The organism is Natronorubrum tibetense GA33 (assembly GCF_000383975.1).
Taxonomy (GTDB): Archaea; Halobacteriota; Halobacteria; order Halobacteriales; family Natrialbaceae; genus Natronorubrum; species Natronorubrum tibetense.
In genome coordinates, this window is sequence record NZ_KB913017.1 from 306670 (window position 1) to 330678 (window position 24009).

The 24009-nt window shown below is 65.5% G+C and carries 19 protein-coding genes; 9 read left to right on the forward strand and 10 right to left on the reverse strand.

Features of this window, described 5'->3' with window-relative positions; genetic code table 11:
* The first annotated feature begins 96 nt into the window (after positions 1 to 96).
* The gene (locus tag NATTI_RS0101630) at positions 97 to 651 is read left to right on the forward strand and encodes a hypothetical protein (protein WP_006091774.1); all 555 of its coding nucleotides are present in this window, start codon (positions 97 to 99) and stop codon (positions 649 to 651) included.
* 33 nt (positions 652 to 684) lie between these two features.
* Here NATTI_RS0101630 and NATTI_RS0101635 read toward each other — a convergent pair whose 3' ends face one another.
* From NATTI_RS0101635 to NATTI_RS0101670, 7 genes are all read right to left on the reverse strand, one after another.
* Entirely contained in the window at positions 685 to 1680 is a 996-nt protein-coding gene (locus NATTI_RS0101635; protein ID WP_006091776.1) for a transcription initiation factor IIB, read from the reverse strand.
* A gap of 177 nt (positions 1681 to 1857) precedes the next feature.
* On the reverse strand, positions 1858 to 2835 hold the full coding sequence (locus NATTI_RS0101640) for an aldo/keto reductase (protein WP_006091777.1): 978 nt from the start codon (positions 2833 to 2835) through the stop codon (positions 1858 to 1860).
* Positions 2836 to 3197: 362 nt separating this feature from the next.
* Positions 3198 to 3653, reverse strand: a complete 456-nt coding sequence (locus tag NATTI_RS0101650; RefSeq protein ID WP_006091780.1) for a hypothetical protein — start codon at positions 3651 to 3653, stop codon at positions 3198 to 3200.
* Positions 3650 to 6103 (reverse strand): penicillin acylase family protein, encoded by a 2454-nt coding sequence (locus NATTI_RS0101655; RefSeq protein ID WP_027119028.1) that lies wholly within the window; start codon positions 6101 to 6103, stop codon positions 3650 to 3652. The genes NATTI_RS0101650 and NATTI_RS0101655 overlap by 4 nt, the downstream gene beginning before the upstream one ends.
* Positions 6104 to 6246: 143 nt before the next feature.
* On the reverse strand, positions 6247 to 7482 hold the full coding sequence (locus tag NATTI_RS0101660; RefSeq protein WP_006091782.1) for an ABC transporter permease: 1236 nt from the start codon (positions 7480 to 7482) through the stop codon (positions 6247 to 6249).
* Positions 7472 to 9388 (reverse strand): ABC transporter permease, encoded by a 1917-nt coding sequence (locus NATTI_RS0101665; RefSeq protein ID WP_006091783.1) that lies wholly within the window; start codon positions 9386 to 9388, stop codon positions 7472 to 7474. The genes NATTI_RS0101660 and NATTI_RS0101665 overlap by 11 nt, the downstream gene beginning before the upstream one ends.
* Positions 9385 to 10386 (reverse strand): ABC transporter ATP-binding protein, encoded by a 1002-nt coding sequence (locus tag NATTI_RS0101670; protein ID WP_006091784.1) that lies wholly within the window; start codon positions 10384 to 10386, stop codon positions 9385 to 9387. Before NATTI_RS0101670 ends, NATTI_RS0101665 begins: the two co-directional genes overlap by 4 nt.
* Before the next feature lie 210 nt (positions 10387 to 10596).
* Here NATTI_RS0101670 and NATTI_RS0101675 point away from each other — a divergent pair, with 210 nt between their 5' ends.
* Positions 10597 to 11001, forward strand: a complete 405-nt coding sequence (locus NATTI_RS0101675) for an SRPBCC family protein (protein WP_006091785.1) — start codon at positions 10597 to 10599, stop codon at positions 10999 to 11001.
* Positions 11002 to 11093: 92 nt separating this feature from the next.
* On the opposite strand, the gene NATTI_RS0101680 is transcribed toward NATTI_RS0101675, so the two are convergent.
* Positions 11094 to 11762, reverse strand: a complete 669-nt coding sequence (locus tag NATTI_RS0101680; protein ID WP_006091786.1) for a flavin reductase family protein — start codon at positions 11760 to 11762, stop codon at positions 11094 to 11096.
* Positions 11763 to 11872: 110 nt separating this feature from the next.
* Here NATTI_RS0101680 and NATTI_RS0101685 point away from each other — a divergent pair, with 110 nt between their 5' ends.
* The 4 genes from NATTI_RS0101685 (at position 11873) to NATTI_RS0101700 (ending at position 16461) form a co-directional block, all read left to right on the forward strand.
* The gene (locus NATTI_RS0101685; protein ID WP_006091787.1) at positions 11873 to 12238 is read left to right on the forward strand and encodes a winged helix-turn-helix transcriptional regulator; all 366 of its coding nucleotides are present in this window, start codon (positions 11873 to 11875) and stop codon (positions 12236 to 12238) included.
* A 98-nt stretch (positions 12239 to 12336) separates the two neighbouring features.
* Positions 12337 to 13464, forward strand: coding sequence for a hypothetical protein (locus tag NATTI_RS0101690; RefSeq protein WP_241434384.1), 1128 nt, complete (start codon positions 12337 to 12339; stop codon positions 13462 to 13464).
* 107 nt (positions 13465 to 13571) lie between these two features.
* The gene (gene purL, locus NATTI_RS0101695) at positions 13572 to 15752 is read left to right on the forward strand and encodes a phosphoribosylformylglycinamidine synthase subunit PurL (RefSeq protein ID WP_006091789.1); all 2181 of its coding nucleotides are present in this window, start codon (positions 13572 to 13574) and stop codon (positions 15750 to 15752) included.
* Between the two features lie 115 nt (positions 15753 to 15867).
* On the forward strand, positions 15868 to 16461 hold the full coding sequence (locus NATTI_RS0101700; protein ID WP_006091790.1) for a HalX domain-containing protein: 594 nt from the start codon (positions 15868 to 15870) through the stop codon (positions 16459 to 16461).
* Positions 16462 to 16504: 43 nt separating this feature from the next.
* Here NATTI_RS0101700 and NATTI_RS0101705 read toward each other — a convergent pair whose 3' ends face one another.
* Positions 16505 to 18421 carry a PAS domain-containing sensor histidine kinase gene (locus tag NATTI_RS0101705; RefSeq protein ID WP_006091791.1) on the reverse strand — a complete coding sequence of 639 codons (1917 nt, stop codon included), beginning with the start codon at positions 18419 to 18421 and terminating at the stop codon, positions 16505 to 16507.
* 389 nt (positions 18422 to 18810) lie between these two features.
* On the opposite strand from NATTI_RS0101705, the gene NATTI_RS0101715 reads away from it, so the two are divergent.
* The 3 genes from NATTI_RS0101715 to NATTI_RS0101725 all read left to right on the forward strand — a co-directional run bounded on the left by NATTI_RS0101715 (position 18811) and on the right by NATTI_RS0101725 (position 22711).
* Positions 18811 to 19911 carry an NAD(P)/FAD-dependent oxidoreductase gene (locus NATTI_RS0101715; RefSeq protein WP_006091792.1) on the forward strand — a complete coding sequence of 367 codons (1101 nt, stop codon included), beginning with the start codon at positions 18811 to 18813 and terminating at the stop codon, positions 19909 to 19911.
* Between the two features lie 104 nt (positions 19912 to 20015).
* A complete protein-coding gene (locus NATTI_RS0101720) occupies positions 20016 to 21191 on the forward strand; it encodes an NAD(P)/FAD-dependent oxidoreductase (RefSeq protein ID WP_019991552.1) in 1176 nt (391 codons plus the stop codon).
* Positions 21192 to 21256: 65 nt separating this feature from the next.
* A complete protein-coding gene (locus NATTI_RS0101725; RefSeq protein WP_006091795.1) occupies positions 21257 to 22711 on the forward strand; it encodes an amidase in 1455 nt (484 codons plus the stop codon).
* 52 nt (positions 22712 to 22763) lie between these two features.
* On the opposite strand, the gene NATTI_RS0101730 is transcribed toward NATTI_RS0101725, so the two are convergent.
* Positions 22764 to 24002, reverse strand: a complete 1239-nt coding sequence (locus NATTI_RS0101730) for a GNAT family N-acetyltransferase (RefSeq protein ID WP_006091796.1) — start codon at positions 24000 to 24002, stop codon at positions 22764 to 22766.
* Positions 24003 to 24009: the final 7 nt, after the last annotated feature.

Below are 24009 nucleotides of genomic sequence, written 5' to 3' on the forward strand. Positions count from 1 at the left end.
ATTCACCTCAAAGTAACCCACTGGCGGTAGCGAATCACTTTCGGAAACGGAAACGGGGTAGTAAATCCTATTGTCGTCTCCTGTGAAACGTCGGGTATGACCGACGAGTCGCCGCCAGTCCCCGACGAGGTGCTCACGAGCGCGACGGAGCGACTCGAGGCCGACGACCTCACGCTCGCGGAGAACGAGGACCTCCTCCGCGCGCTGAGCGAGCTGACGCCGATCTACGAGCGCGACCGGTCGTACTTCGTTCTCGGGAACTACGATCCGGCACCGCTGGGCCGGCTCGAGTGCGTCGTCGACCGATTGAATCGGCGGGAGGACGCCTACGCCTTCCGTATGAGCGATGTTCGCGGCGGCTGGGAGAACGGCATCCAGAAGTTCTGCCTGATCGCGGATCTCGTCACGCACATCGTCGGCGTTGCCGAGCGGGAGCCGAGTGGCTTCCTCGTCGAGCAGGGCCTGCTCGTCGGCAGCGAGGAGTACTTCGAGAAGAGCTACGTGCTCAAGCGGACGTACCCCGATGCCGACGAAGACCACCCCTACGGCTGGATGGAAGACGGCGTCTTCGAGTTACTCGAGGACGAGGGACGGCTCCACGAGTGGCGGACGGACGAGGAGTTGCTCGAATCAGTGGCGGACCTCCCGTGAGCCACGCTGGGGTGACGACCAGCCGACGACGGGTCAGTTCGGCTCGACAGAGCCGTCTCCGGCCTGGAGTTCGAGCAACTCCTGGTATCTGTTTCGGATCGTGACCTTACTGATATCGGTTGCCGCCGAGACGTCGTCCTGGGTCAGTCCGGCGTCGGTGAGTCGGTTGGCCGCGTAGATCGCGGCTGCGGCGAGGCCGACCGGGTGTTTGCCGCTGTGAAGCCCGGCGTCGATACCGTCCTCGAGTAGGCTGTGAGCCTGCCGTTCGGTTTCGTTTGATATCTCGAGCAGCGAGGCGTACCGTGGGAGGTACTCGAGGGGATCCGGCGGGGCCATCGGGAGGTCGAGTTCCCTGACGAGGTACCGATAGCTGCGGGCGACCTCGAGGTACGGAACGCGGCTGACGGTTGCGAGTTCGTCGATCGACCGCGGCAGTCCGGCCTGTCGGACGGCAGCGTAGAGCGCGGCCGTAGCCATCCCTTCGATAGAACGACCCGGGAGGAGATCCTCCTCGAGGGCGCGACGGTAGATCACGCTGGCGGTCTCACGGACGTTCTCCGGGAGGCCCAGTGCGCTGGCCATCCGATCGATCTCGCCGAGGGCTTGCTTGAGATTCCGATCGGTCGCGTCTCGCGTCCGAAACCGCTCGTTCCACGTGCGCAAACGCTGGATCTGCTGGCGCTTCCGACTCGAGAGGGCTCGGCCGTAGGCGTCCTTGTTCTGCCAACCGATGTTGGTCGAGAGCCCCCGGTCGTGCATGGTATTCGTCGTCGGGGCACCGACGCGAGATTTTTCGTCCTTTTCGGCGGCGTCGAACGCTCGCCATTCCGGACCGTGGTCGATGCGCCCCTCCTCGAGGACGAGACCGCAGTCCTCGCAGTGGACTTGTGCGGCCCGCGTGACCAGATTACCGTCGCACTCGGGGCAGATCGTCTCTCCCTCCGGCTTTGTCGCCGAGACCTGGTCGTCAGTCGTGCGGTCGTCGGCTCGCTCGCTCGTCGTTCGCGTGTCGGTTTGTGTCGGTGGCATGCTGATGGCTGTCCGGTGACCGGCCGGTCGCGCCGGTCGCAGTCAACACAGTACGGTTTCAACCACTCCTACTTACTACTTCCCCAAATAGAGTTTTCATGTAACCACTATCGGTTTACTTCTGACAAAATTTGACCAAGTCCGCTCACCTTCCGAACTGCCGACGCCGGCGAGTGGTTACTCGTGACCGGAGACGGGAACCGGCTCGTACGGCTCCTCGAGGTACGCCATATCCGACTCCGACAACGAAATCTCGAGGGCCTCGACGGCCTGCTCTAAATGTTCGACGCTGGTTGTGCCGATGATCGGTGTGTCGACCCACGCTTTGTGCAACAGCCACGCGAGCGAGATCTGGGCCATCGTGACGCCCTTTTCGGCGGCAACCTCCGCCACGCGCTCGTTGATCTCCTGCCCGCCACCCTCCCGGTAGGGGTGTTCGTACATGTGCTCCTCCGTCTCCCCGCGTTTCGTGGCGTCGATTTCCTCGTGCGGACGCGTGAGGTAGCCGCGAGCCAGCGGGGACCACGGCATCACGCCGACGCCCTCCTTCCCACAGAGGGGCAGCATCTCCCGTTCCTCCTCACGGTAGACGAGGTTGTAGTGGTTCTGCATCGTCTGGAATCGCTCGAGTCCCAGCCTATCGCTCGCGTGCAACGCGTCGGCGAACTGGTGGGCCCACATCGAGGAGGCCCCGATGTAGCGGACGTGACCGCGACGGACGGCGTCGTCGAGCGCTCGCAGTGTCTGGTCGATAGGTGTCTTGGAATCCCAGCGGTGTGGCTGGTAGAGATCGATCGTCTCCACCCCGAGTCGCTCGCGGCTGGCCGCGAGCTCCTGTTCGATCGCCTTTCGAGAGAGCCCGCCCGAGTTCGGGTCGTCCTCGCGCATCCGAAAGAATCCCTTCGTCGCGACGACCTGTGCGTCCCGGTCGTAGCCCTCGAGCGCCTCCCCCAGCACGCGTTCAGACTCGCCTCGCGAGTACATGTTCGCCGTATCGAAGAAGTTGATCCCGAGGTCGATCGCGCGCTCGATGATCTCCTCGCTCTCCTCCTCGTCGAGCACCCACTCGCGCCAGTCGCTCGAGCCGAAACTCATACAGCCCAGACAGAGGCGGCTGACTTTCATGCCGGTTGAACCGAGTGTCGTGTACTCCATACCCTCGAGACGCTCCCCGAACAAAAAACAGTACGTGGTACGGCAACGTGGAACGTGGCTGTCCTCCATGACGGCCCGCGAACCGACTGATCGTCTCAAAACCCGTTATTTTTAGTTATTTCAACCAAAACCCTCGGTCGAGGTATGACGGAAGAAACGAACGACCGAGACGCGAATCGCAACGACGACGGTGGGATCGTCTCGCGAATCAAAGGCGTGTTCAGTCGCGACGACTGAAGACGGCCGCGCTCGGCCGTCGCCGTCCGTCACCGCCGTTTTTTCACGCGCAAACGAACAGTCACGTCTCCGCCGATCGATTGGCGACCCCGTCGACTCCGTCGGCAACTGGTGGCCCCGTCGATTCAGACGATCCCTCTGACCAACGACCCGAGTACGGGCAACCCGAACGCGCTCGCGACGACGAGATAGACGACCGGCGTCGTCTCGAGGACGGTCCACGCCGATCCCCCGAGCGCGAGCGCGAAGACGACGAGGACGAGGAGTCCGAAGCCGACCGCGCCGACGACGCCCCGTCGCAGAGACGGCGAGACGAACGCCACGAACGCCCCGCCGAGGACGAGACCGAACCAGTGGAGCCACGACGCCAGCAGTCCGAGGACGACCGCGACGACGACGGCGACGGCGTGTGTCCGCGGCTCGGTTCTGGCCCGCTCGAGGACGGCCCGGCTGCGCTCGAGGACAGTCCCGTCGTGTTCGACGGTCCCGTTTTCGGAACCGTCGTCCTCGAGCGGCCCGTCGGCGGCCTCCGTCTCGGTCGCCTCGTTCGTCCCGTTCTCGTCCGATCCGCTCGTGCTCACGACGATCCCTCCGTGAACGAGACGGTGACGTCGGCTTCAGTCGTCAGCGCCATCGGTTTCTGGTCGTTGTCGATCCAGCGCTCGAACTGGTCACCGTAGTGGGCGGAGAAGTAGTCGCCCGAGTTTCCGCCGGGGAGAATCGCCGTCGCCTCGCCGCCGGGTTCGACGACCATCCGCCAACTCGAGCCGACGGCGCTCCCGACGCGGTAGTTGTCGACCGTCGCGCGCGAGCCGTCGAGCGGCCGTTCGTCGTAGTTGAGAAACGCGGCCTCAACGCCGAAGGGATGTTCGATCGCCCGCGTCGTGTTCCAGTCGCCGTAGCGCTCCCACCCCTCGTCGTCGATCTCGTCCAGCGCGGCGTCGAGTGCCTCGAACATCGTCTCCTCGCGCGACCGGCCCGCGTAGAGGTCGCTGTCGGCCGAGAGCGTTGCGACCACCCAGTCGTTCGGATAGTACGAGTCGTCGAGATCTGCCTCCTCGAACTGAGGCTCGACCGTCAGTCGCCGGAAGTAATCCATCCATCGGGCGAACAGGAGTGCGCCCTCCTCGCCGCGGTCCATTCGCCGGTTCCAATCCTCGAGCGTCGCTGCGGCGTCCGCGAGTCGGTCGGCGGGGTCCCGATCCTCGACGACCTCGAGCAGTTCGGGAAGGAGTTGATCCGCTCGACCGTCGCGGGTGTCGGACTGGAGGTCGCGGTGGAACTCGAGATCCGTCCCCTCACCGTTCTCGACCGCCTCGTCCAGTCGGTCGTAGATGCGAGCGCCGCGATAGGGCGAGGCGTAGGCCACGCCGATGTAGTGTTCGGGGTCGTCGACGACGCGCTGGTTGGCCGTCGCGAGTACGTCGGGATCAATCGCGTGGGGCTTCTCTTCGAAGGGGACGAAGCCGTCCCACGAAGACTCGCCGAACGGGGTGAATCCCTCCCACTCGCCCTCGCCCACGGAGCCGTCGAAGAGCCGGTTGCCGGCTACCTCCTCCCCGTCGATCGTTCGGATCGGGAGCTGTCCCGTCGCGTAGTACAGCGTCCGCCCGTCGACATCCGCGTAGACGAGGTTTTGCGTCGGGAGGTCGAACTTGCGGGTCGACTCGAGCAACTCTTCGAGCCCGTCGCTACGGCCGAACTCGTCGATCGCCTCGGTCGTCCGCGTGGCGGTGTGGCCGGTCCAGGCGATGCCGACGGTCCGTTCCTCGCGCTCGAGCACCGGTCCGTGGACGGTCTTTCTGATCGTGATCGTCCAGTTCTCCGAACCGGCGACGGCGAGTTCGCGCTCCTCGCGGTCGAACTCCCGCCACTCGTCGTCGTATAGATACCGTTCACCAGCTTCGTCGAGATCGTACCGATAACAGTCGAGGACATCCGCGCCGACGTTGGTAAACGACCACGTCCCCGAGTCGTTGGCGCCCGCAATAACGAACGGCACGCCCGGGAACGTCGCGCCCCGAACCGATCGCTCGGGCGTCTCGACGCGCTGTTCGTACCACAGCGGCGGCGTCATCAGGGTGAGGTGGGGATCGTAGGCGACGATCGGTCGGCCGCTCTCCGTGTGCATTCCCGAGACGACCCAGCTGTTCGAACCCACGCCGGTCGGCGACTCGTATCTCGAGAGCCAGTTCGTCAGACCGTCGCCTACGGCACCGGCCGTCTCGGATCCGTCATCGTCACCATCGCCATCGCTGCCGTCCTCATCGGCTCCGTCGCCATCGTGGTCAGTTGCGCTGTCTCCGTCGTCCGCCTCGAGCCGGTCCGCGTCGACGGCGTCGCGCAGAATCGGTACGTCGTGGTCCATCCGCTCGGGGAACAGTTCGTCGGTGACGGTCTCGCCGAGTCGGTCGGCAACCAGCGCCCGCCGGAGTTCGCCGAAGTTCCCCGTCAGATCCCACGAGATCTGTTTCTCCATCAGCATCGAGTCCACCGGCGTCCACTCGCGGGGCTCGTAGCCGAGGAGTTCGAACTCGAGGGGGAGCTGTCCGTCCGCGATCATCGCGTTGACGCCGTCAGCGTAGGCTTCGACGAGTTCGCCCGCTGGCGTCTCGGCGATCGACTCCCAGGTCGCTTCGGCGGCGCCCGCGAAGTCCATTCGGACGTGGAACTCGTCGTCCTCGACGGTGGCCTCGCCGACGATTTCGGAGAGCTGGCCCCGCATGACTCGTCGCTGGAGGTCGAGCTGAAAGAGCCGATCGTACGCCTGCACGTAGCCGACAGCGAAGTACGCCGCGGGCTCGTCATCGGCCTCGACGTGCGGAACGCCGTGGTCGTCGACCCGGAGGCTCGCCTCGCCGTAGGGGCTCTCGACGGACTCCGGAAGCGACCGGTCGGCCGCGTTCCAGGCCTGCCCCGACAGCGGCGCGAACTGCGAGAGGAGCTCTCGAGCCCCAGTCAGCGTCAGTCCGCCGATTCCGGCCGCGAGCGTTCCCGCGAGCAATCCTCGGCGTGTGGTGTCTGCTGGCACAGTTCAGACGATTCGCTGCTGCCGACTTAACTGTCACGCTGTGTGAAGTTTGGAGGTGGATGGTCGGTTCGCTCGGCGAACATTGGCGAGGAGCGATCCGTGGACGACGGCTCGCCAGTCGATGGTCCGCAACGATCCGTCGGTCAGAGCGAATCGGTGTCGAGCCGAGTGATCCCCGCCCGAACCCCGAGGAAGACGACGACCGCGACCAGACAGTAACCGACGAGCGAGAGCCAGGTCGTCGCCGTCGGACTCCCGATCGCGAACTTCGCGACCGTGTTCGCGGGATGTTCGGGCAGCAGGGTCGCGATCACCAGCGCGGCGACGATGCCGACGGAGTACCCGATTTGGGCCTGCCGTCGATCGGGGGCGACGAGCGCGATCGCAGTTCCAGCCGCGGTGACCAGCAACGCGAGCGCCGAGACCAGGACGACGAGGGCCGTCGGTGACGCGATCCCGGTCCCGTTGACCGCGAGGAGAACGAGCCAGGCGGCCGCCTGCAGCGGTGCCAGCGCGGCGATCGCGAGCAGTTTCGCGTCGGCGACGTCGACGAGCGACAGCGGGCTGACTCGGAGCAACTCGAGCGTCCCGCGCGAGCGCTCTTCGATCAGCGAGTCGACGACGATCGAGCCGCTGATGAACACCGGCAGGAACAGCAACAGCGGCACCAGTACGGTGTAGGTGAACTCGACGTACGGACTCGCCTCGGTCTCAGCCGGGACGGAAAGCGGCGGTGCGTCGAGGGCGTCAACGTTGGCGACGCGCTCCTCGTGTTCGAGCGCCTCGAGGAGGTCCTGCAACTGGACGACAAGCAGCGTCGTCTCGAGGCCGTCGTCGGCCGCAGTCACCCCGACGACGAGCCGATTCTCGGCGTCTCTGGTCACCTCGAGGATGGCCTCGAACTGCCCGTCGTCGAACGCCTGGATAGCCTCGTCGCGATCGCCGGCGACGGACGGCTCGAGTCCGTCGCGCTCGTCCGCGAGCGCCCGAAGCTGCTGGACGTCGTCGGCGTCCTCGCCGACAATGACGATCTCGGCGCCGTAACCCTCCGCGGAGCCGGGATCGTACAGCGAGACCAGTCCGACGACGAGAAACGAGGAGAAGCCGGCGATGACCAGTTGGATCGCCAGCGCGAGAACGATCGTCTTCTCGGAGCGAAGCGAGCCGAGTTCACGGCGGGCGACAGCCCAGCGGGGACCGAAAAGCGAGCCGATCGGCCCGGGCAGCGAGCCGAGACGGGAGTCTGCGCTAGACGTGTTGTCGGCGCGTCGCGGCGGATTCGGGCCGCGCTGGACGGGTACCTGGTCGTCGCCCGGTCGGTCGGCGCTCGAGTTACGTGCTCCGTTTCGCCCGCTTCGCCGGTCGCGATCACGCGACAAGCGCGATCACCCCGAGATTGTAGGCCGCGTGAACGAACGTCGCGATCACGAACGCGACCGCGTACGCGTTCTCCCCGCGACTCGCGCCGAGCGCGGAGATCACGGCGGTCACAACGTGCAAAACCAGCGGTGCGAAAAAGAGCGCGAGGAGGAGCAGCGGATCGCTCGAGAGCGCGGGACCGAAGGCAGCGACGCCGACCGTAAGTTCCGGGAGTCCCACGAACTGGGCGACGTGAGTAAGCTTCTCGCCGACGAAGAAGCCGATCCCCGAGAGGACGCCGAGGAGGACGGCGATCCGAAGGGAGGACTCGAATTTCGAGCGGGCGAAGCCGGCGTAGACGTGGATGCTTTTGGCGAACTCCTCGATAGCCGCCGCGAGGACGAATATGACGGGGAGGGCGACCGTCTCCGGGACGGCGAACAGCAGCGCGACGGCGAGCAACTGGGCCGTGAAGACGAACGGGATAAAGAGCATCGACAGGGTCGGGACGCTCCGGTAGCCGTGGAGTCGGCTCGCGAGGGCGTCGATCACCTTCACGGGGATCGCCTTCTGAGCGAACATGTCCTCCTCGCGGTAGACGCCGAGTCCGAGCAGGAAGCAGACGCCCGCGCTGGCGAGGAACGGCCCCGTCGAGAAGAGGTACTCGCCCAGCCGGGCAGACTCACCCTGTAGGTCCATCACGATCAGCGTCAGCGGCGAAATCAGCGCGATCGGCGTCACGTCGGTGAAGACCGCCGGGATGAACGTATAGGTGGTCAGGAAGACGCTGATCGTGACCGTTACGAACGTGAGTTCCTTGTACGAGCGCGCGAGCATCGCGCCGACGAACGTGGCCGCCAGAAAGAGCAACGCGATCGGGATCGCCGCGGCGACCGACAACAGCCCGCCGCCAACGGCCACCGTGATCGCGACGGCGATAGCGACGAGACCGGCCAGATACGGCAGCGTCTTGCCGGCGACGATCTCGTGGCTCGAGGCCGGCGACACGAGCAACAGTTCGCCGCGGCGTTTGATTCGCTCGTCCATGATCGTGCTCCCGTAGGCCTGGATAACGAAGTTCATCGGCACGACGAACAGGAAGGCGAGCAGCAGTGACTGGAAGGGAAACGGCGGCGAGATCGATCCCGGCGTCCCCGAGGTGTCTTCGACGGCGCCGCCGACATCGGGAACGTGGAGACTGCCGTCAGTCCCGCCGCCCGAACCGGTTCCATCACCGGTTTCGTCGTCGCTCGAGTTGTCGGTGCCACTGCCGGAATCGTCGCCGGAACCGGTGGTCGAGTCGTCGTTGGTGCCGTCCGTCGTCTCACCCGTTCCGTTCTCGTCGGTGCTCGAGTCGTCGTCGCCAGTCCCGCTATCGTCAGTGTCAGTTCCATCACCGGCAGCCGTCGCCCCGTCGAGGTCGCGGTCCCGGTACTCGAGGTCGACCAGCACGGGATAGGCCGCGGTTTGATTCGCCTCCTGACTCAACCGTTGCTCGTTGTACCCCTCGACCGCGTCTCGGAACGCGTCGTAGGCGACCGCCCCGTTCGGCCCGACGTGGCCGATCTGGCCCCGTTGTGTGACCACCACGTCGGCGTTCGCGTCCTCCCCGTCGTCGGTGATCTCGAGGTCCTCGAGTCCGATCACCCGAAAGGAGTCGCTCTCGACGGCGACGTCGTGGTACTGGCTGTCCTCGTCGACGGCCATCACGTAGAGTTCGTCCTCGAGACCGAGTCCCTCGTCGGCGACGGAGATTCCGACGATTCCGACGGTCAGGAGCAGTCCCACGAGCACGAGCGCCGTCTTTCGGTCGATCGTGCCGGTGCTTCGGGAGACCTCCCAGCGGGCGATCCGCGCCGTCCGGGCGAGCGCGCGGCGGAGTCGCACGGTGCTGGAGCGCGTGTCCCGCTCGCGCTCGTCGCTCACGTCCGCGCCTCCGCCGCGTCCTCGTTGGAATCCGATCTACTGGATTCGTCACCGTCTCGGCCGTCGCGTTCGGAACCGTTTCGCCCCTCGTTGTTCTCGCGGCTTTCGCTGTTTTCGCGGCTCTCGCTTGCGACCTCAAGGAAGATGTCCTCGAGCGTGGGCGTCTCTGTCTGGATATCCGTAATCCGACCGCCCTCGCGTTCGACGACTTCGCGGATGCTCTCGACGGCGTCCATATCCGCGACGACGTGGCGAAACTCGTCGTCGTTGTCGTCGGTCAGGGCTCCGTTTCCGGCGTCGACCGTCGCGTAGACGTGGTACTCAGTGCCGCCGTGGGCCTCCCGGATCGCGTCGATGGTCCCGCGGGCGACGATCCGCCCATCGTTCATGATGATGATCCGGTCGCAGACGCTCTCGACGTGAAAGAGGTTGTGCGCGCTAAAGACGATCGTCTTCCCCTCGTCGCTCAACTCCTGTGTGAACTCGATAATGTAGTTGGTCGTCAGCGGATCCAGCCCGGAGGCGGGTTCGTCGAAGATCAGCACGTCGGGATCGTTCACCAGCGCCCGCGCGATGGCCACCTTGCGTTTCATCCCCTTCGACATGTTGCCGAGTCGGCGGTCGCGGTGTTCGAGATCGAGGCGCTCGAGCGTGCGGTCGATCCGGTCGCGAGCGACGCTTCGGGGGACGTCGTAGAGGTCCGCGAAGAACTCGAGGTAGTCGGTCGCGGTCATCTCCTCGTACAGGGGAGATTCCTCGGGGAGGAAGCCGAGTTGGCGGGCCATCTCGGGGTCGCCGGGGGTGTGGCCGGCGACCACGGCGGTTCCGGCGGTCGGCTCGATCAGTCCGGCGAGCATCTTCAGCGTCGTCGTCTTGCCCGCGCCGTTGGGACCGACGACGCCGAAGACCTCGCCGCGCTCGATCGCAAACGAACTGCCGTCGACGGCGGTGAAGCCGCCGTACTCCTTTCGGAGGTCGTCCACTTCGAGTATCGCCATTCGTTACTCGAGCCTCGAAGAGGCGCCAGTAAAGTGTAGCGGCTAGTGACTGTCGCCGTTACCAGGGGGTTTGGAACGGCGCTGGCGATTGGATCGACTACCGCCAGTTATCGGCGCCGATAGCCGCCGAACGGAGCTCCGAGACGTCTCGAGCACTCGAGTCGCCCCTACCAAACCTCCATACCTCCTGAAACCGTACCCTCGAGACACATGACTAGCCTCCGGACTGCACACACCCCGGACGGTCGCCGCCTCGAGGCCTCGCACGTCCTCGAGGCCCCCGCAGCGGACGCCTGGGAGCTACTGGTCGACACCACTCGGTGGCCCGAGTGGTCGCCGCTCGTCAACGGCGTCGAATCGACCGACCGGCGGCTTCGTCCGGGGACCACCGGTCGCGTACGGATCTCGGGTGTCTGGGTCCCGTTTCGGATTACCGATTGTTCGGACCGGCGGTGGAGTTGGCGTATTTCGGGCGTTCCGATCGCGGCCCATCGGGTCGACGACCTCGGCGAGAATCGGTGTCGGATCGTCTTCGAACTCCTGCCCCACGCCGTCGGCTCCGTCCCGGTTTGTCTGCGCACGCTCGAGCGACTCGAAGCGGTGCTCGTCGAATAGACGCGTCTCGGTCGTCACTGCTTCGGATTCGGCTTCAGGGTCGACTCCGACACCACCCGCATGCCCCTGATCGGGGCGCGTGAGACGGCCAGCTACGGCGGTCGCTCGAGCCCGAACCGATCGTCCGTCCGCGTGTACAGACTCCCCGCCAACCGACCGACCGCGTCGACGTCGTTTACGTCGATCTTCCCCTCAGTGGTCACAGATTCTTCCAGGTGGACGTACCGGACGTCGCCTAGCACGAGCGTCGACCCGCCGATATCGAGCAGATCCCGCAGCGTACACTCGAAGGCGATCTTCGCGTCGGCGACTCGAGGCGCATCGACCACGCTCGAGGCGGCGCGGTCGATCTCCGCGTGGTCGAACTCGCTTTCGCCCGCTGGCAAACTCGCACTGGTCTCGTTCATCCTTTCTTCGAGGCCGTCGGTGACGATATTGACGACGAACTCGCCCGATTCGCGGGCGTTTCGCGGCGTGTCCTTGAGTCCCTCCGCGCCGTCCACGGGGGCGAACAGCAGGACCGGCGGCTCGACCGAGGCGACGGTGAAGAAGCTGTACGGCGCGAGATTGTCGACGCCGTCGACGCTGCGGGTACTTACCCACGCGATGGGGCGCGGGACGACCGCACTCGAGAGCACGCGATAGAGCGATCCCGAGTGAGTCTCAGGGTCGATCTCGAGGGGAGCGTTGCGGTCGTTCGATTCGGTGCTGTCGTCGGTCTCGTTCAGTTCGGGCTCGTCTCTCCCAGGTGAGTCTGTCATGTGAATGGCTGTCTGTTTGGCGCCCGCACCGAAACTGCTAACGTCGTGTTAGCTGGTTCGGACCCGAACTGCTAAAGCGATTCGTGCCGTAGCCAGACCAGATTCAGTCGATGTCTTCCCAACAGCCGCACTCGCAGGAGGAACAGTCCCCGTCCCGCGACGACCAGCCCAACGCCTGCCCCGTCATCGAGTCGCTCGAGCAGATCGGCTCCCAGTGGCGACTGGCCGTCCTCCACGAACTCCTCTCCGGCGAACAGCGGTTCAACGAACTCAAGCGCTCGACCGACGCGAACGCGCGCACCCTCTCGCGCGTGCTCGACGACCTCGGCGAGATGGGCTTTGTCGAACGCCGGATCGAGGAGGACGCTCCCATCGCAACGTACTACAGTCTGACGGCGAAGGGACGGTCCCTCGAGCCCGTCTTCGACGAAATTGAGTGCTGGGCCGGGAGCTGGCTCGAGGACTGCGAGGTCTGAGTTCGCCCTCGTCTCTCTTTCTCTCTCGCGCGATAGCTGGGAGCGGCGAACCGTTCTCGAGCCAGCACATACTTGGCCGCTGAACACTTCTCTCTGGCATGTCCGATCGTCGCCTAACTGATCGAGGAAGCGGAACGCTTTCTCGGCGCAGCTTCGTTGCTGGCGGGCTTCTCGTTGGCCTCGGTGGGGCGATGATCGTCGGCGACTCGTATGCGTTCTCTCAGACTCGAGCGAGCCGTGTTACCAGTGTTTCGACGGCGAACGACGAGGCTGGACTACTCGGTGTCGCTCAGGCTTCGAGCCTCGAGGCCGGGAGCAGTGACCAGCCACTCGCGACGGTGACCAACAATACGGCGACCACGTTGACGGTCTCGGTAACACTCGTCGACCCGTCTCAGGGAACTGTTACCCCGTCGACTCAGTCGCTCGCGAGCGGTGTCTCGAACACGGTCTCGGTATCGGTGGCGGAGGGGAGTGCGACCGGGACGAACGCACTGCCATTCGAAATTACTGCAACCGATGGCGACGGCATTTCGATCGCCCTCACTCGGGCGGTCGACGTCGATGCAGGGTCGTCTCTGGTTCGATCGGTCAGCGACCGGTCACAGAACAATAACGCTGAGTATCGGGTTACCTATCAGGTCAACGGCGTCAGCGATTTCGACAGTATCAGCGTCACGTTCGAAAATCTCGATCTGGGCTGGGTCGATACCGTTACCGAATCACGGACCGCGACTGAGGGAGTAATCGAGTACGATCGAGGCGGGGCCGGAAACAGCGAGTACCGGATTACGTTCGACGTGTACGATTCGACCGGGTCGGTCGTACTCACAGAGTCGGTTACAGACGTCGCCGACGGTAACGAACCGCCGGGGAATCAACAGCCGACCGATCCGGATGGGCCACGACTCGAGTCGTTCACCGTCACCGACGAGACCCTGAACAACAACACCGACTATGCGGTCGCATACGAGGTATCCAGGCCGGACCGGTTCGAGGAGGTCCGCGTGACGTTTACGAACACCGAACCGAACAAGGGGTGGGCGACGAGAGAAGAAGCGACCGATGCGTTCCCGACGGGAACGGTCACGTACAGACAGGGCGGGACGGAGGGGGACACGTACGAGATCACCGTCGATATCGTCAATACGAACGAGATCGTCGTCGACTCGGGTACGGTGACACACGTGGCGGGGACGGACGGAACCGTCTCGTTCCCGGGATGAGTCCATTTTCACTCCGGCTATCGATTGTGGATCCGTATTCTCCCCGATCGATACACGAACGTGCATATAGAAACCCCTTTACTACCCGACTTCCATCACCGACATGAATGAGTCTTGCCGATTCGGACCGCGAACTCGTCGTCGAAGAGTTGGAGCGAGAGCCGACTCCAGCCGAGGCGGCGCTGTTCGAGAACCTCTGGAGCGAACACTGCGCGTACCGCTCCTCGAGACCGCTGCTTTCGGCCTTCGACAGCGAGGGCGAGCAGGTCGTCATCGGGCCGGGTGACGACGCGGCGGTCGTCGCGCTGCCCGGGAGCGAGGACGGCGGCGCCGAGGAGGGGTCGACCTACATCACGATGGGCATCGAGAGCCACAACCACCCGTCCTACGTCGATCCGTTCGACGGGGCTGCCACGGGCGTCGGCGGGATCGTCCGGGACACTCTCTCGATGGGGGCCTACCCCATCGCGCTGGCGGACTCGCTGTACTTCGGCGAGTTCGACGACGAGCACTCGAAGTACCTCTTCGAGGGCGTCGTCGAGGGAATCAGCCACTACGGCAACTGTATCGGCGTTCCGACGGTCGCCGGCAGCGTCGACTTTCACCCGGACTACGAGGGCAACCCCCTCGTGAACGTCGCCTGCGTCGGCCTGACGAACGAGGAGCGACTCGTCACCGCCGTCGCACAAGAGCCCGGAAACAAACTCGTCCTCGTCGGCAACGGCACCGGCCGCGACGGGCTGGGCGGCGCCTCCTTCGCCAGCGAAGACCTTGCGGAGGATGCCGAAACCGAAGACCGACCTGCCGTTCAGGTTGGCGATCCCTACGCGGAAAAGCTGCTCATCGAGGCCAACGAACAACTCGTCGACGAAGGGCTGATCGAGTCCGCTCGCGACCTCGGCGCTGCCGGTCTTGGCGGTGCCTCGAGCGAACTCGTCGCCAAGGGCGGCCTCGGCGCACAGATCGAACTCGAGCGCGTCCACCAACGCGAGCCGAATATGAACGCCTTAGAGATCCTGCTCGCCGAATCGCAGGAGCGGATGTGTTACGAGGTCGAACCGGAGAACGTCGACCGCGTCGCGGAAATCGCCGAGCGATTCGATCTCGGCTGTTCCGTTATCGGCGAGGTTACCGAACAGAACTATACCTGTACCTTCGAAGGCGAAACAGTCGTCGATGTCGATGCCTACTTCCTCGGCGAGGGCGCGCCGATGAACGACCTCGAGAGCGAGCAACCAGCACAGCCCGAGACCGACCTTCCCGACGCGGATCTCGAGGACGCATTCGAAACCGTCCTCTCGAGTCCCAACACCGCCTCGAAGCGCTGGGTCTACCGGCAGTACGACCACGAAGTCGGCGTCCGCACGAGCGTCGGGCCGGGCGACGACGCGGCGATCATCGCGGTTCGAGAAGCCGAGCAAGGGCTCGCGATTTCGTCGGGTGCGGCGCCGAGCTGGACCAGTGCCGCGCCCTACGAGGGGGCGAAAGCAATTGCCCTCGAGAACGCGACGAACGTCGCGGCCAAGGGTGCGACCCCCCTGGCTGCGGTCGACTGCCTCAACGGCGGCAACCCCGAGAAACCCGACGTCTACGGCGGCTTCACGGCAATCGTCGACGGTCTCGCGGACATGTGTGAAACGCTCTCGGCGCCGGTCGTCGGCGGCAACGTCTCGCTGTACAACGACTCCGTAACCGGCCCGATCCCGCCGACGCCGACGCTCGCGATGGTCGGGACCAAGGAGGGGTACGACGCCCCGCCGCTGTCGGTCGAGGCCGATTCGGACAGCACGCTCCTGCTCGTCGGCGACCTCGGCCTCGAGAGCGGTGACGCCCGCCTCGGCGGTTCCGAGTATCTCGCCCGCCACGGCGGCAGCGACCAGTTCCCCGAACTCCCCGCCGATCCCGCGGCCCTCGTCGAGACGCTCGCGGACGTTGCGAACGACGGCGATACCCTCGCGGTCCACGACGTCAGCCACGGCGGTCTCGCCGTCGCGCTGGCGGAGATGGTCACTGAAGAGGCGGGACTCGAAGTCTCACTCCCGATCCCAGACGACGCCGACGAGGCCGTTGCTGCAGCCCTCTTCCACGAACAGCCCGGCCGCGCGCTGGTCCAGACCGAGTCACCCGAGACCGTCAGCGCGGCGTTCGACGGCGTCGCCCCGGTCGTCGAACTCGGCTCGACGACCGACGACGGTACCCTCGCGCTCACCATCGGTAATCGAACGATCACAACGGATGCAGGCGAGATTAGAGACCATCGTGCGACGATCGAGCGGGAACTCGAGTAGCCGACGCCCGCTCGAGCGGTCTGCCATCGAATCGGCAATTATCTGACGCCCGATATATTGATATACCCGCGGTACGATTCATCCAACGAACTGCTAGCCCGGAGGATACCGTTCGATGGCCACTACCACCCCGTCCGTCCTGATCGTCGAAGACGAACCGGACCTCGCGGATCTCTACGCCGCGTGGCTCGGAGAGTCGTGCGAGATCGAGACGGCCTACGACGGAGAGACGGCACTGAACGCCATCGACGACTGTATCGACATCGTCCTCCTCGATCGACGCATGCCCGGGCTCTCCGGCGATCGAATTCTCACGACCATTCGTGACCGCGGTCTCGACTGTCGGGTCGCGATGGTGACGGCCGTCGAACCGGATTTCGACATCATCGGCATGGGGTTCGACGATTATCTCGTCAAGCCGGTCTCGAAGGACGAACTGCGCCGAATCGTCGAACAGTTACAGCTCCGATCGAGTTACGACGAACAGCTCCAGGAGTTCTTCGCGCTCGCCTCGAAGAAGGCGCTGCTCGACGCCGAGAAGACCGACGCCGAACTGAAATCGAGTCAGGAGTACGCCCGGCTGCAGGACCGACTCGCGGTGCTCCGCGTTGAGGTCAACGAAACGATGTCGGAACTGCTCAAGCAGGACGGCTATCGACAGCTCTGTCGGGACCTCACCCGAGACTCGATTCTACAGGAGTCGAGCTGACTCGTCGGCCGGAACTCGATTCCGCAGGAGTCACACTGTCCGGTTAGCCGGACCTCGCAGACTCGCGCTCGAGCGTCGTCACGTCGCGGATCTCGAGCCGCGTGCCGCCGTTGGTCCCGTTGTCGACCGTCAGCGACCAGTCGTGGGCCTCTGCGATCGCTCTGACGAGCGCCAGCCCCAGCCCGTCGATATTCGTCTCGACGCCGGTGTGCGCCTCGCCGTCGTCGGTCGTAACGTCGAGCACCCGGTCGTGAGCGGTCGGCGGGATTTCGGTCGCGTCGTCTAATAGGAAAAAGCCCCGCGAGCGGTCGCTCGTGCCGAAGCCGACCTGAATCGTCACCTCGCCGTCGGCGCGGGCCGCAGCGTCGTCGAACGCCGTCTCGAGGAGGTGGACGAACCGGTCCGCGTCGGCTCTGAGCGTCGCAGACTGCTCGACGACGACGCGCTCACTGTCCAGTCGCGATCGCTCGAGGGCGTCCTCGATCGCCGACTCGAGGTCGATTCGGCTTCGGGGGCCGACGGCCGACGCGTTCCGGGCGAACTCCCGGATGTCGTCGACGAGCCGTTCGGTCCGATCGAGCGTCGCTTCGACCGAGTCCTCCGCGAGCGGGAACTCCCAGTTGTCCGGCGTCCCCCCTCGAGAGGCCGACATCCCGCCGCCTTCCGCCTCGAGCGCGTCCGCGAGGGTCGACAGCTGCGCTTTCAGATCGCTCGAGAGGACGTCGGCGACGGACTCGAGTCGCTCGGTCTGGCGCTCGAGTTCGGCGGTCCGTTCCCGGAGCACCTGCTCGCGGTCGGCCCGGTCGAGCGCCGCCCGGGTGTTTTCGACCAGCGTCGAGATGAGGTCGACGTCGGTCTCGTCGAACTGGTGGGCGTCGAACGAGCCGGTCATGAGGACGCCGTGGGTTCCGATCGGAGCGATGATCTCCGAGCGAATCGGCGTGTCGGGGTTGTAGATGTCGTCGACCGTCGCGAGGTCGTCGAACCGCTCGATGTCGCCGGACTCGAACGTCTCCCAGACGAGCCCTTCGCCGGGGTAGAACCGCGGGAGGCCGCCGAACTCGTCGTGTGCGCCGGCGGTTCCGGCGACCGGCTCGAGGTAGCCCTGTTCCTCCTCGAGCAGCCAAACGCCGCTGATCGGGAGATTGAGCAGGTCGCTGCCGGCGTGGACGGCGATTGCACAGATCTCTTCGGGGTCGTCGGACTCGAGCAGCCAGCGAGTGATCTCGTGGAGCGAGGTGACGACGCGTTCGTACTCGCGCCGGTCGGTCACGTCGCGGACGACGGCGGCGACGGTCGCGAGGTCGTCCTCGATCGGGACGAACCGGAACTCGCCGATCCGGTCGGTGCCGTTGGCGTCGGTAAACGGCAACTCGAGCTGTCGCTCGGCGGCGTTGCCGACGTCAACGTCGGTGATCGCCCGTCCGATCTCGACGGCGTGCTCGTCGGAGATCCCGGCCCGGCTGGTGAGCACTTCGACGTGTTCGCCGACGAACTCCTGCCGATCGGCGTCGAGTACGTCCTCGAGAGCCCCGTTGACGGTGACGATCTCCCGATTGCGATCGAGCGTGATCACAGCGTCCCGGACGGCTTCGACGACAGCCGCGTGCTGGGCGATGGTCGTCTCCTGAGATTTTCGCTCGGTGACATCGCGCATGTACACCGAGAGGCCGCTTTCGGAGGGGTAGGCGCGAGCCTCGAACCAGGTTTCGAGGTGGGCGTGGTACACCTCGAAGGAGACGGGAACCTGTTCGTCCATGGCGCGGTGGAATCGGTCCGGGAACTGCGTCTCGACCGTTTGGGGGAACTCGTCCCACATGACGCGGCCGATCAGCTCCGCTCGAGACCGCTTCAACAGCGTCTCGGCGCGCTCGTTGAGGTAGGTAAACCGGAAATCCGGGTCGAGCGCGAAGAAGGCGTCTGTAACCCGATCGGCGATCGGAACGGATCGCAGCGTCACGGCTCCACACCCCGATCGTCGCTCGAGATCGCGGTCGCGAGTGGGTCCCCTCGGAGCCGACTGACTCGCAGTGTCGCTGTGTTCATCGAGAGCTAGCTACCGCGTACTTTGCAGGGCGGCTATTTCAGTGTCGTGGCTGATCGGCCGGCAGGGCCGGCCGTCGCCGACTACAGGATGTCGTCGTCCCGCTCTCGTTCGACGGCGCGGTCGAAGACGAATTCGGCGGCCGCAGCGTCGAGCACCGATGCGACATCCTCGTCGGAGAACACGGGAACCATACGCGAAACTCATTGCAGGCCCACTTCAGTGGTGCCGTCGTTCGGGCCGCAGGAAAGATCCCGTAGCCCGTCGGCGGAGCGTGTTTGTATCTAGTCGTAGTACAGGTGGACATGAAAGTAGTCATCGCCGGTGGGGGTATCGTCGGGTGTGCGATCGCGGCGCGACTCGGCGAGACCGACCACGACGTCACGCTCCTCGAGCGCTCGCGGATCGGCAGCGAGACGACGGCGGCCTCCGCGGGTATCCTGATGGAGAACGTGATCGATCCGACGCCGTTCGACCTGCGGTTTCGAATGCGCGCCCGCTCGGTCTACGACGAACTGTTCGATCGCGGCCCGCTCGAATCGACTCGAATCGGCGTGTGCTACCTCGCCGAAACGGACCAGTTCGCGGAGCGACTCGAGGCGTCCGCGGCGACGCTCGGCGAACACGGTGTCGACGCGTCGTACCTCAAGGCGGACGAACTATCCAGACTCGGCGTCGATCCCGACGGCTTTGTCGGCGGACTGTACACGCCGAACGACCGGCTCTGCGAACCGGTCGCCGTCGCGAACTGGTTCGCCGACTGCGCGCGCCGGACGGGTGTCGACGTTCGGACGGGGGCAACCGTCACCGACGTTCGGACCCACGACGGAGCCGTCTCGAGCGTCGAGACCGAGACGGACCGGTTCGACGCCGACTGTGTGATCAACGCGACCGGTCCGTGGGCCCCGAAACTGAACGAGACGGTCGGCGTTTCGCTCCCGCTCAGACAGACGCTCGGGCCGATGGCGGCCCTCGAAACCGACCACCCGCTCGAGAGTCCGGTGACGATCCTCGAGTCCAAGCGGTACGTTCGTCCGACCGGCGGCAACGACGGACCCGGCGCATGGGTCGGCGAGTACCGAACGGCGTACGAAGACGGCCAGCAGTATGATCCGGACGACTGTGCCGTCCCGGACGGGTTCGCGGACTCCGCATCGGACCTCGCAGCCGTCGTCCCGGGACTCGAGGGCGCGACGGTTGTCAACGAGTGGCTCGGCTGTCGAACCGTCACGCCGGACGGCAGACCCATCGTCGGCGAGACGAGCGTCGACGGGTTTGTCGTCGCCTGTGGACTGTCCGGGCAGGGGATTACGCTCGCCCCGGCCGTCGCCGACGTGGTTCATGACGCACTCGAGGGGACCCTCGAAGACGAGTATCGAAAACACCTCTCGCCGGATCGGTTCTGAAGGTATCGTCCGTATCGACGACTCGAGAGAACGACACCGAGGGCGAGTTTCAGTGTCGCGTAGCCGAACGAATCCTTATACCGAGACCTGTTGTTCGGTATCGTATGACTGTAGTCGTGATCGGTGGGGGAATCGTCGGTCTCTCGAGTGCGTACGAACTCGCCGCTCGCGGCGTCGACGTCGTCGTCTGCGAAGGGGGATCGATCGGTTCGGGGAGCACCGAGCGATCCGCGGGCGGTATCCGCGCGCAGTTCTCGACGCCGGTCAACGTCGACCTCTCGCTCGAGAGCATGCGCGTCTGGAACGCATTCGAGGAGCGGTTCGGGACCGATATCGATTACCGACGGCCGGGGTACCTCTTTCTCGCCCGGACCGAGGAGACCGCGGCGGGGTTCGACGAGGCCGTCACGATGCAGAACGACCGCGGTGTTCCGAGCGAGGTGCTCACGCCCGAGGAAGCGAGCGAGCACTGCCCGGGAATCGATCCCGAACAATTCGTCGCGGCGACGTACGCCCCGACGGACGGCTTCGCGGACCCGCACCTCGCCCTGCAGGGATACGCGCGAGCGGCGGCCGACGCGGGGGTCGACGTGCGAACGAAGACGCCCGTCGTGGACGTGATCCGTGAGGAATCCGGCGCTCGAGACGACGAGGAATCGCGGCGGGTGGTCGGCGTCGAGACGTCCGAGGGCCGACTCGACGCCGACTACGTCGTCAACGCCGCGGGTCCGTGGGCCAGCGAGGTCGCAGCGTTGGCCGACGTATCGCTGCCGATCGTTCCGAAACGGCGCCAGATCGCCGTCGCCCAACCCGAGACACCGGTTCCAGCCTCGGATCCGCTGACGATCGATCTCGAGAGCGGCTCCTACTTCCGGCCCGAGCGAGACGGCGACGCGCTGGTCGGCGGCCACCTCGGTGCGTCGGATGCCGCCGCTGATCCGGACGCGTACGCCCGATCGATGGACTTCGAGTGGAGCGTCGACGCCCTCGAGACCGTCTCGGAGTGGACGACCTACTTCGGCCCCGAGTCGGCGGTCAAACGCGGCTGGGCGGGACTCTACGCGGTGACGCCGGACGACAGCGCGATTCTCGAGGAGACGGTTCCCGGCTATATCACCGCCGCCGGCTTCTCGGGTCACGGCTTCCAACACGCACCCGCGACAGGGAAGCTGGTCGCCGAACTCGTCGCCGACGGCGAGGCGTCGCTGGTCGACATCGAGGCGCTCTCGAGCGATCGATTCGAGGACGAGGCGACGCGAACGGAGCGGAACGTCGTCTGACTATTTCCAGCCCGCAACGTCCGCGAGACCCCGACTTTATTCCTACTGGACTGTTCACATTCACCATGAGTATCGATACCACTGCCTCGGCGCGAGAGTTGGCGACGGCGATCCGCGACGGCGAACGCTCTTCGGAAACCGTCGTCGACAGCTGCCTCGAGCGAACCAGGGACACCGAAGCGCTGAATGCCTTCGTAACGGTACTCGAGGAATCCGCACGCGAGCGAGCTCGCGAGGCCGACCGCGTAGCCGCGGCCGGCGAGGATCTCGGGCCCCTCCACGGCGTGCCGGTCGCGATCAAGGATCTCCGGGACCGTAAGGCCGGCGTCCGGAATACACTCGGACTCACAGCGCTATCGGGCAACGTCGCCGAGACGGACTCGATCGTCGTCGAACGCCTCGAGGCTGCTGGCGCAGTGATCGTCGGGACGACCAATACGCCCGCGCTGGGACATACGATCAAAACGGACAACCGACTCGTCGGCGCGACGGCGACGCCGTTCGATCTCGAGCGCTCGGCCGGCGGCTCCTCTGGCGGCTCCGCGGCGGCGGTCGCCGCGGGCTGTGCGACCATCGCGACCGGGTCCGATATCGGCGGCTCACTGCGGGTGCCGGCGTCCTGTTGTAACGTCGTAGGGCTGAAGCCGTCCCACGGACGAGTCCCATCGAATTCTCGACTCGACGCCTTCGACACTCACTCACCGTTCATGATGGGCGGGCCGGTCGCGCGCTCTCTGGACGACGTCGCACTCGCACTCGAGGTGATGGCGGGCCCGGACCACCGGGATCCGTTCAGCGTGCCGGCGGGGAAGGACGGATTTCTCGAGGCCTTCGATCGACCAGCCACGGAGCTATCGATTGCCTACAGTCCGGATCTGAACCTCCAGCCCGTCGACCCCACCGTCCGCGAAACGGTCGGCAGCGCCGTCGACGATCTCGCAGATGCTGGCGTCACAGTCGGCGATGTCGACGTCTCGCTACCGGAGTATGACGACCTCCGCCAGGCGTACTACACACAGGTCGGCGGCTACTTTGCCGCCGTTGCCAAGCGGGTCGAATCGCACTACGGGATCGACCTCGAAACGGCAGATGTCGAGGAAACCGTTCGTTCGACTGTCGCACTTGGTCAGCGCCTCGACTCTCTCGAGGAGCGACTGGCCAACGGGCCGCGCACCAAGGCCTACGACGCGATCGAGGCCGCGCTTGACGATGCCGACGCGCTCGTGACCCCGACGCTAACCGTGCCGCCGTACGGCAAGCACCTGCGTGATCGCTACCCAACGACGATCAACGGCCACGATGTGGCCGGGATTCCCACCGACGCGATGCTTACCTGGGTGTTCAACCTCACTGGGCACCCTGTCGCGTCGGTCCCCGCAGGGCTCACCGACGACGGGTTGCCGATCGGACTGCAAGTGGTCGGCCGCCGGTACGCCGAGTCGGACGTCATAGCTGTCGCTGCGGCCCTCGAGCGAGCGCGACCGTGGGAGAATTATTACCCCGATGGCTGCGTACCGTGACCGGTATCGCTCCCTCAGTGTCCGAATGGAAAGTACGACCCCGGTGGTCCCATCAGAAGTGGTGACCGAGGTAGACGGCCGTTTCCGGGAAGAGCGTCGACAGCGTTTCGAGGACGTTCGAGTCCGTGACCGTCAGTCGCCCGGTTCGCTCGAGGGTGCTTGCGGACTGAGCACCGACGACGAGCTGTGAGAGCGCGGTGACATCGAGACGAACGTTGGCTCCGGCCGTTCCAGCGGTCTCCTCGAGACGCGTACACGTTGCGTTCATGCCTGCCACCTCGAGTTCAAACACGCCTTCGTTCCAGTCGACCAGCGGATCCTCGACGGCGATCGTCAGGCTGGCCTCGTGCTCCGGATACGAGAGGTGTGACAGCGTCTCGGCAACGTCGACGATTCGGACCATCGGCCCGTCGGTAACCTCGGTGTCGATCTCGTCGGGGTCGCGAGCGATGTCGCGGATCGGAACGTCCGTGGGCACCCGAAGCCGAACGCGCTGGACCTGCGAACCGTGGTCGTGGCAGAACGACAGGAGAGCCAGCAGGGCGTCGTGATCGGCGGCGACGAGTTCGGAAACCGACAACGTCCGGTCGCCCATTTCGCCGTCGATCGTGTAGACGAGGTATCCCACCACCCGGCCGTCGCGCTCGGAGGCGTAGACGAACGGATCGCGATCGTGGCCGCCGAAGACGCGATGTCGCCACCAGGTCTCGTCGCGCTCGAGGGCGAGTCCGTACCGTTCGCGGTGGGTCTCGTACGTCGACTCGAGTCGATCGTAGTCGTCGGCCTCGAGTCTGCGAACGGCCGTCCTATCGGCGTCGGCACCGTCCATCGCATCCGTCGCGAACGACAGCACGTCGGGCGCGCACTCGTGCGTCGCGATCCGATTGCTGGTGTCCCAGCCGTACCGTCGGTAGAACCGGTACTGGAACGGCCACAGCACCGAAAACCGGACGTCGTGGTCGCGGTACTCCGCGAGGGAGTGAGCGAGTAACTGCCGGACGTGGCCTTGCCGGCGATACTCGGGCGGCGTCGCGACGGACGCCAGCCCCGCGGTTCGGTGGGTGTCGCCGCGCACGCGGGCCTCGAGCCAGTAGTGCCGACAGACACAGCGCGGATTCGCGTCGTCGGTCGCCTCGGTGGCGTAGAGGCCGCGCCGAGAGCCGAGCGTGTCTCGCGGCCCCTCGTGCTCGTCAGGATCGTACGCTGGAACACCTAACTCCGGTCGAAAGGCGTAACTTCGATACTCGTGAAACACATCCCGTTCGTCCGGGATGGGGCGGTAGTCGACCATGAGACGG

What these genes read in the sequence shown, in the direction of transcription:
- NATTI_RS0101630 (WP_006091774.1), top strand. Translation starts at nt 97, where the DNA reads ATGACCGACGAGTCGCCGCCAGTCCCCGACGAGGTGCTCACGAGCGCG.
- NATTI_RS0101635 (WP_006091776.1), bottom strand. Translation starts at nt 1,680, where the DNA reads ATGCCACCGACACAAACCGACACGCGAACGACGAGCGAGCGAGCCGAC.
- NATTI_RS0101640 (WP_006091777.1), bottom strand. Translation starts at nt 2,835, where the DNA reads ATGGAGTACACGACACTCGGTTCAACCGGCATGAAAGTCAGCCGCCTC.
- NATTI_RS0101670 (WP_006091784.1), bottom strand. Translation starts at nt 10,386, where the DNA reads ATGGCGATACTCGAAGTGGACGACCTCCGAAAGGAGTACGGCGGCTTC.
- NATTI_RS0101675 (WP_006091785.1), top strand. Translation starts at nt 10,597, where the DNA reads ATGACTAGCCTCCGGACTGCACACACCCCGGACGGTCGCCGCCTCGAG.
- NATTI_RS0101680 (WP_006091786.1), bottom strand. Translation starts at nt 11,762, where the DNA reads ATGACAGACTCACCTGGGAGAGACGAGCCCGAACTGAACGAGACCGAC.
- NATTI_RS0101685 (WP_006091787.1), top strand. Translation starts at nt 11,873, where the DNA reads ATGTCTTCCCAACAGCCGCACTCGCAGGAGGAACAGTCCCCGTCCCGC.
- NATTI_RS0101690 (WP_241434384.1), top strand. Translation starts at nt 12,337, where the DNA reads ATGTCCGATCGTCGCCTAACTGATCGAGGAAGCGGAACGCTTTCTCGG.
- purL (WP_006091789.1), top strand. Translation starts at nt 13,572, where the DNA reads ATGAGTCTTGCCGATTCGGACCGCGAACTCGTCGTCGAAGAGTTGGAG.
- NATTI_RS0101700 (WP_006091790.1), top strand. Translation starts at nt 15,868, where the DNA reads ATGGCCACTACCACCCCGTCCGTCCTGATCGTCGAAGACGAACCGGAC.
- NATTI_RS0101715 (WP_006091792.1), top strand. Translation starts at nt 18,811, where the DNA reads ATGAAAGTAGTCATCGCCGGTGGGGGTATCGTCGGGTGTGCGATCGCG.
- NATTI_RS0101720 (WP_019991552.1), top strand. Translation starts at nt 20,016, where the DNA reads ATGACTGTAGTCGTGATCGGTGGGGGAATCGTCGGTCTCTCGAGTGCG.
- NATTI_RS0101725 (WP_006091795.1), top strand. Translation starts at nt 21,257, where the DNA reads ATGAGTATCGATACCACTGCCTCGGCGCGAGAGTTGGCGACGGCGATC.
- NATTI_RS0101730 (WP_006091796.1), bottom strand. Translation starts at nt 24,002, where the DNA reads ATGGTCGACTACCGCCCCATCCCGGACGAACGGGATGTGTTTCACGAG.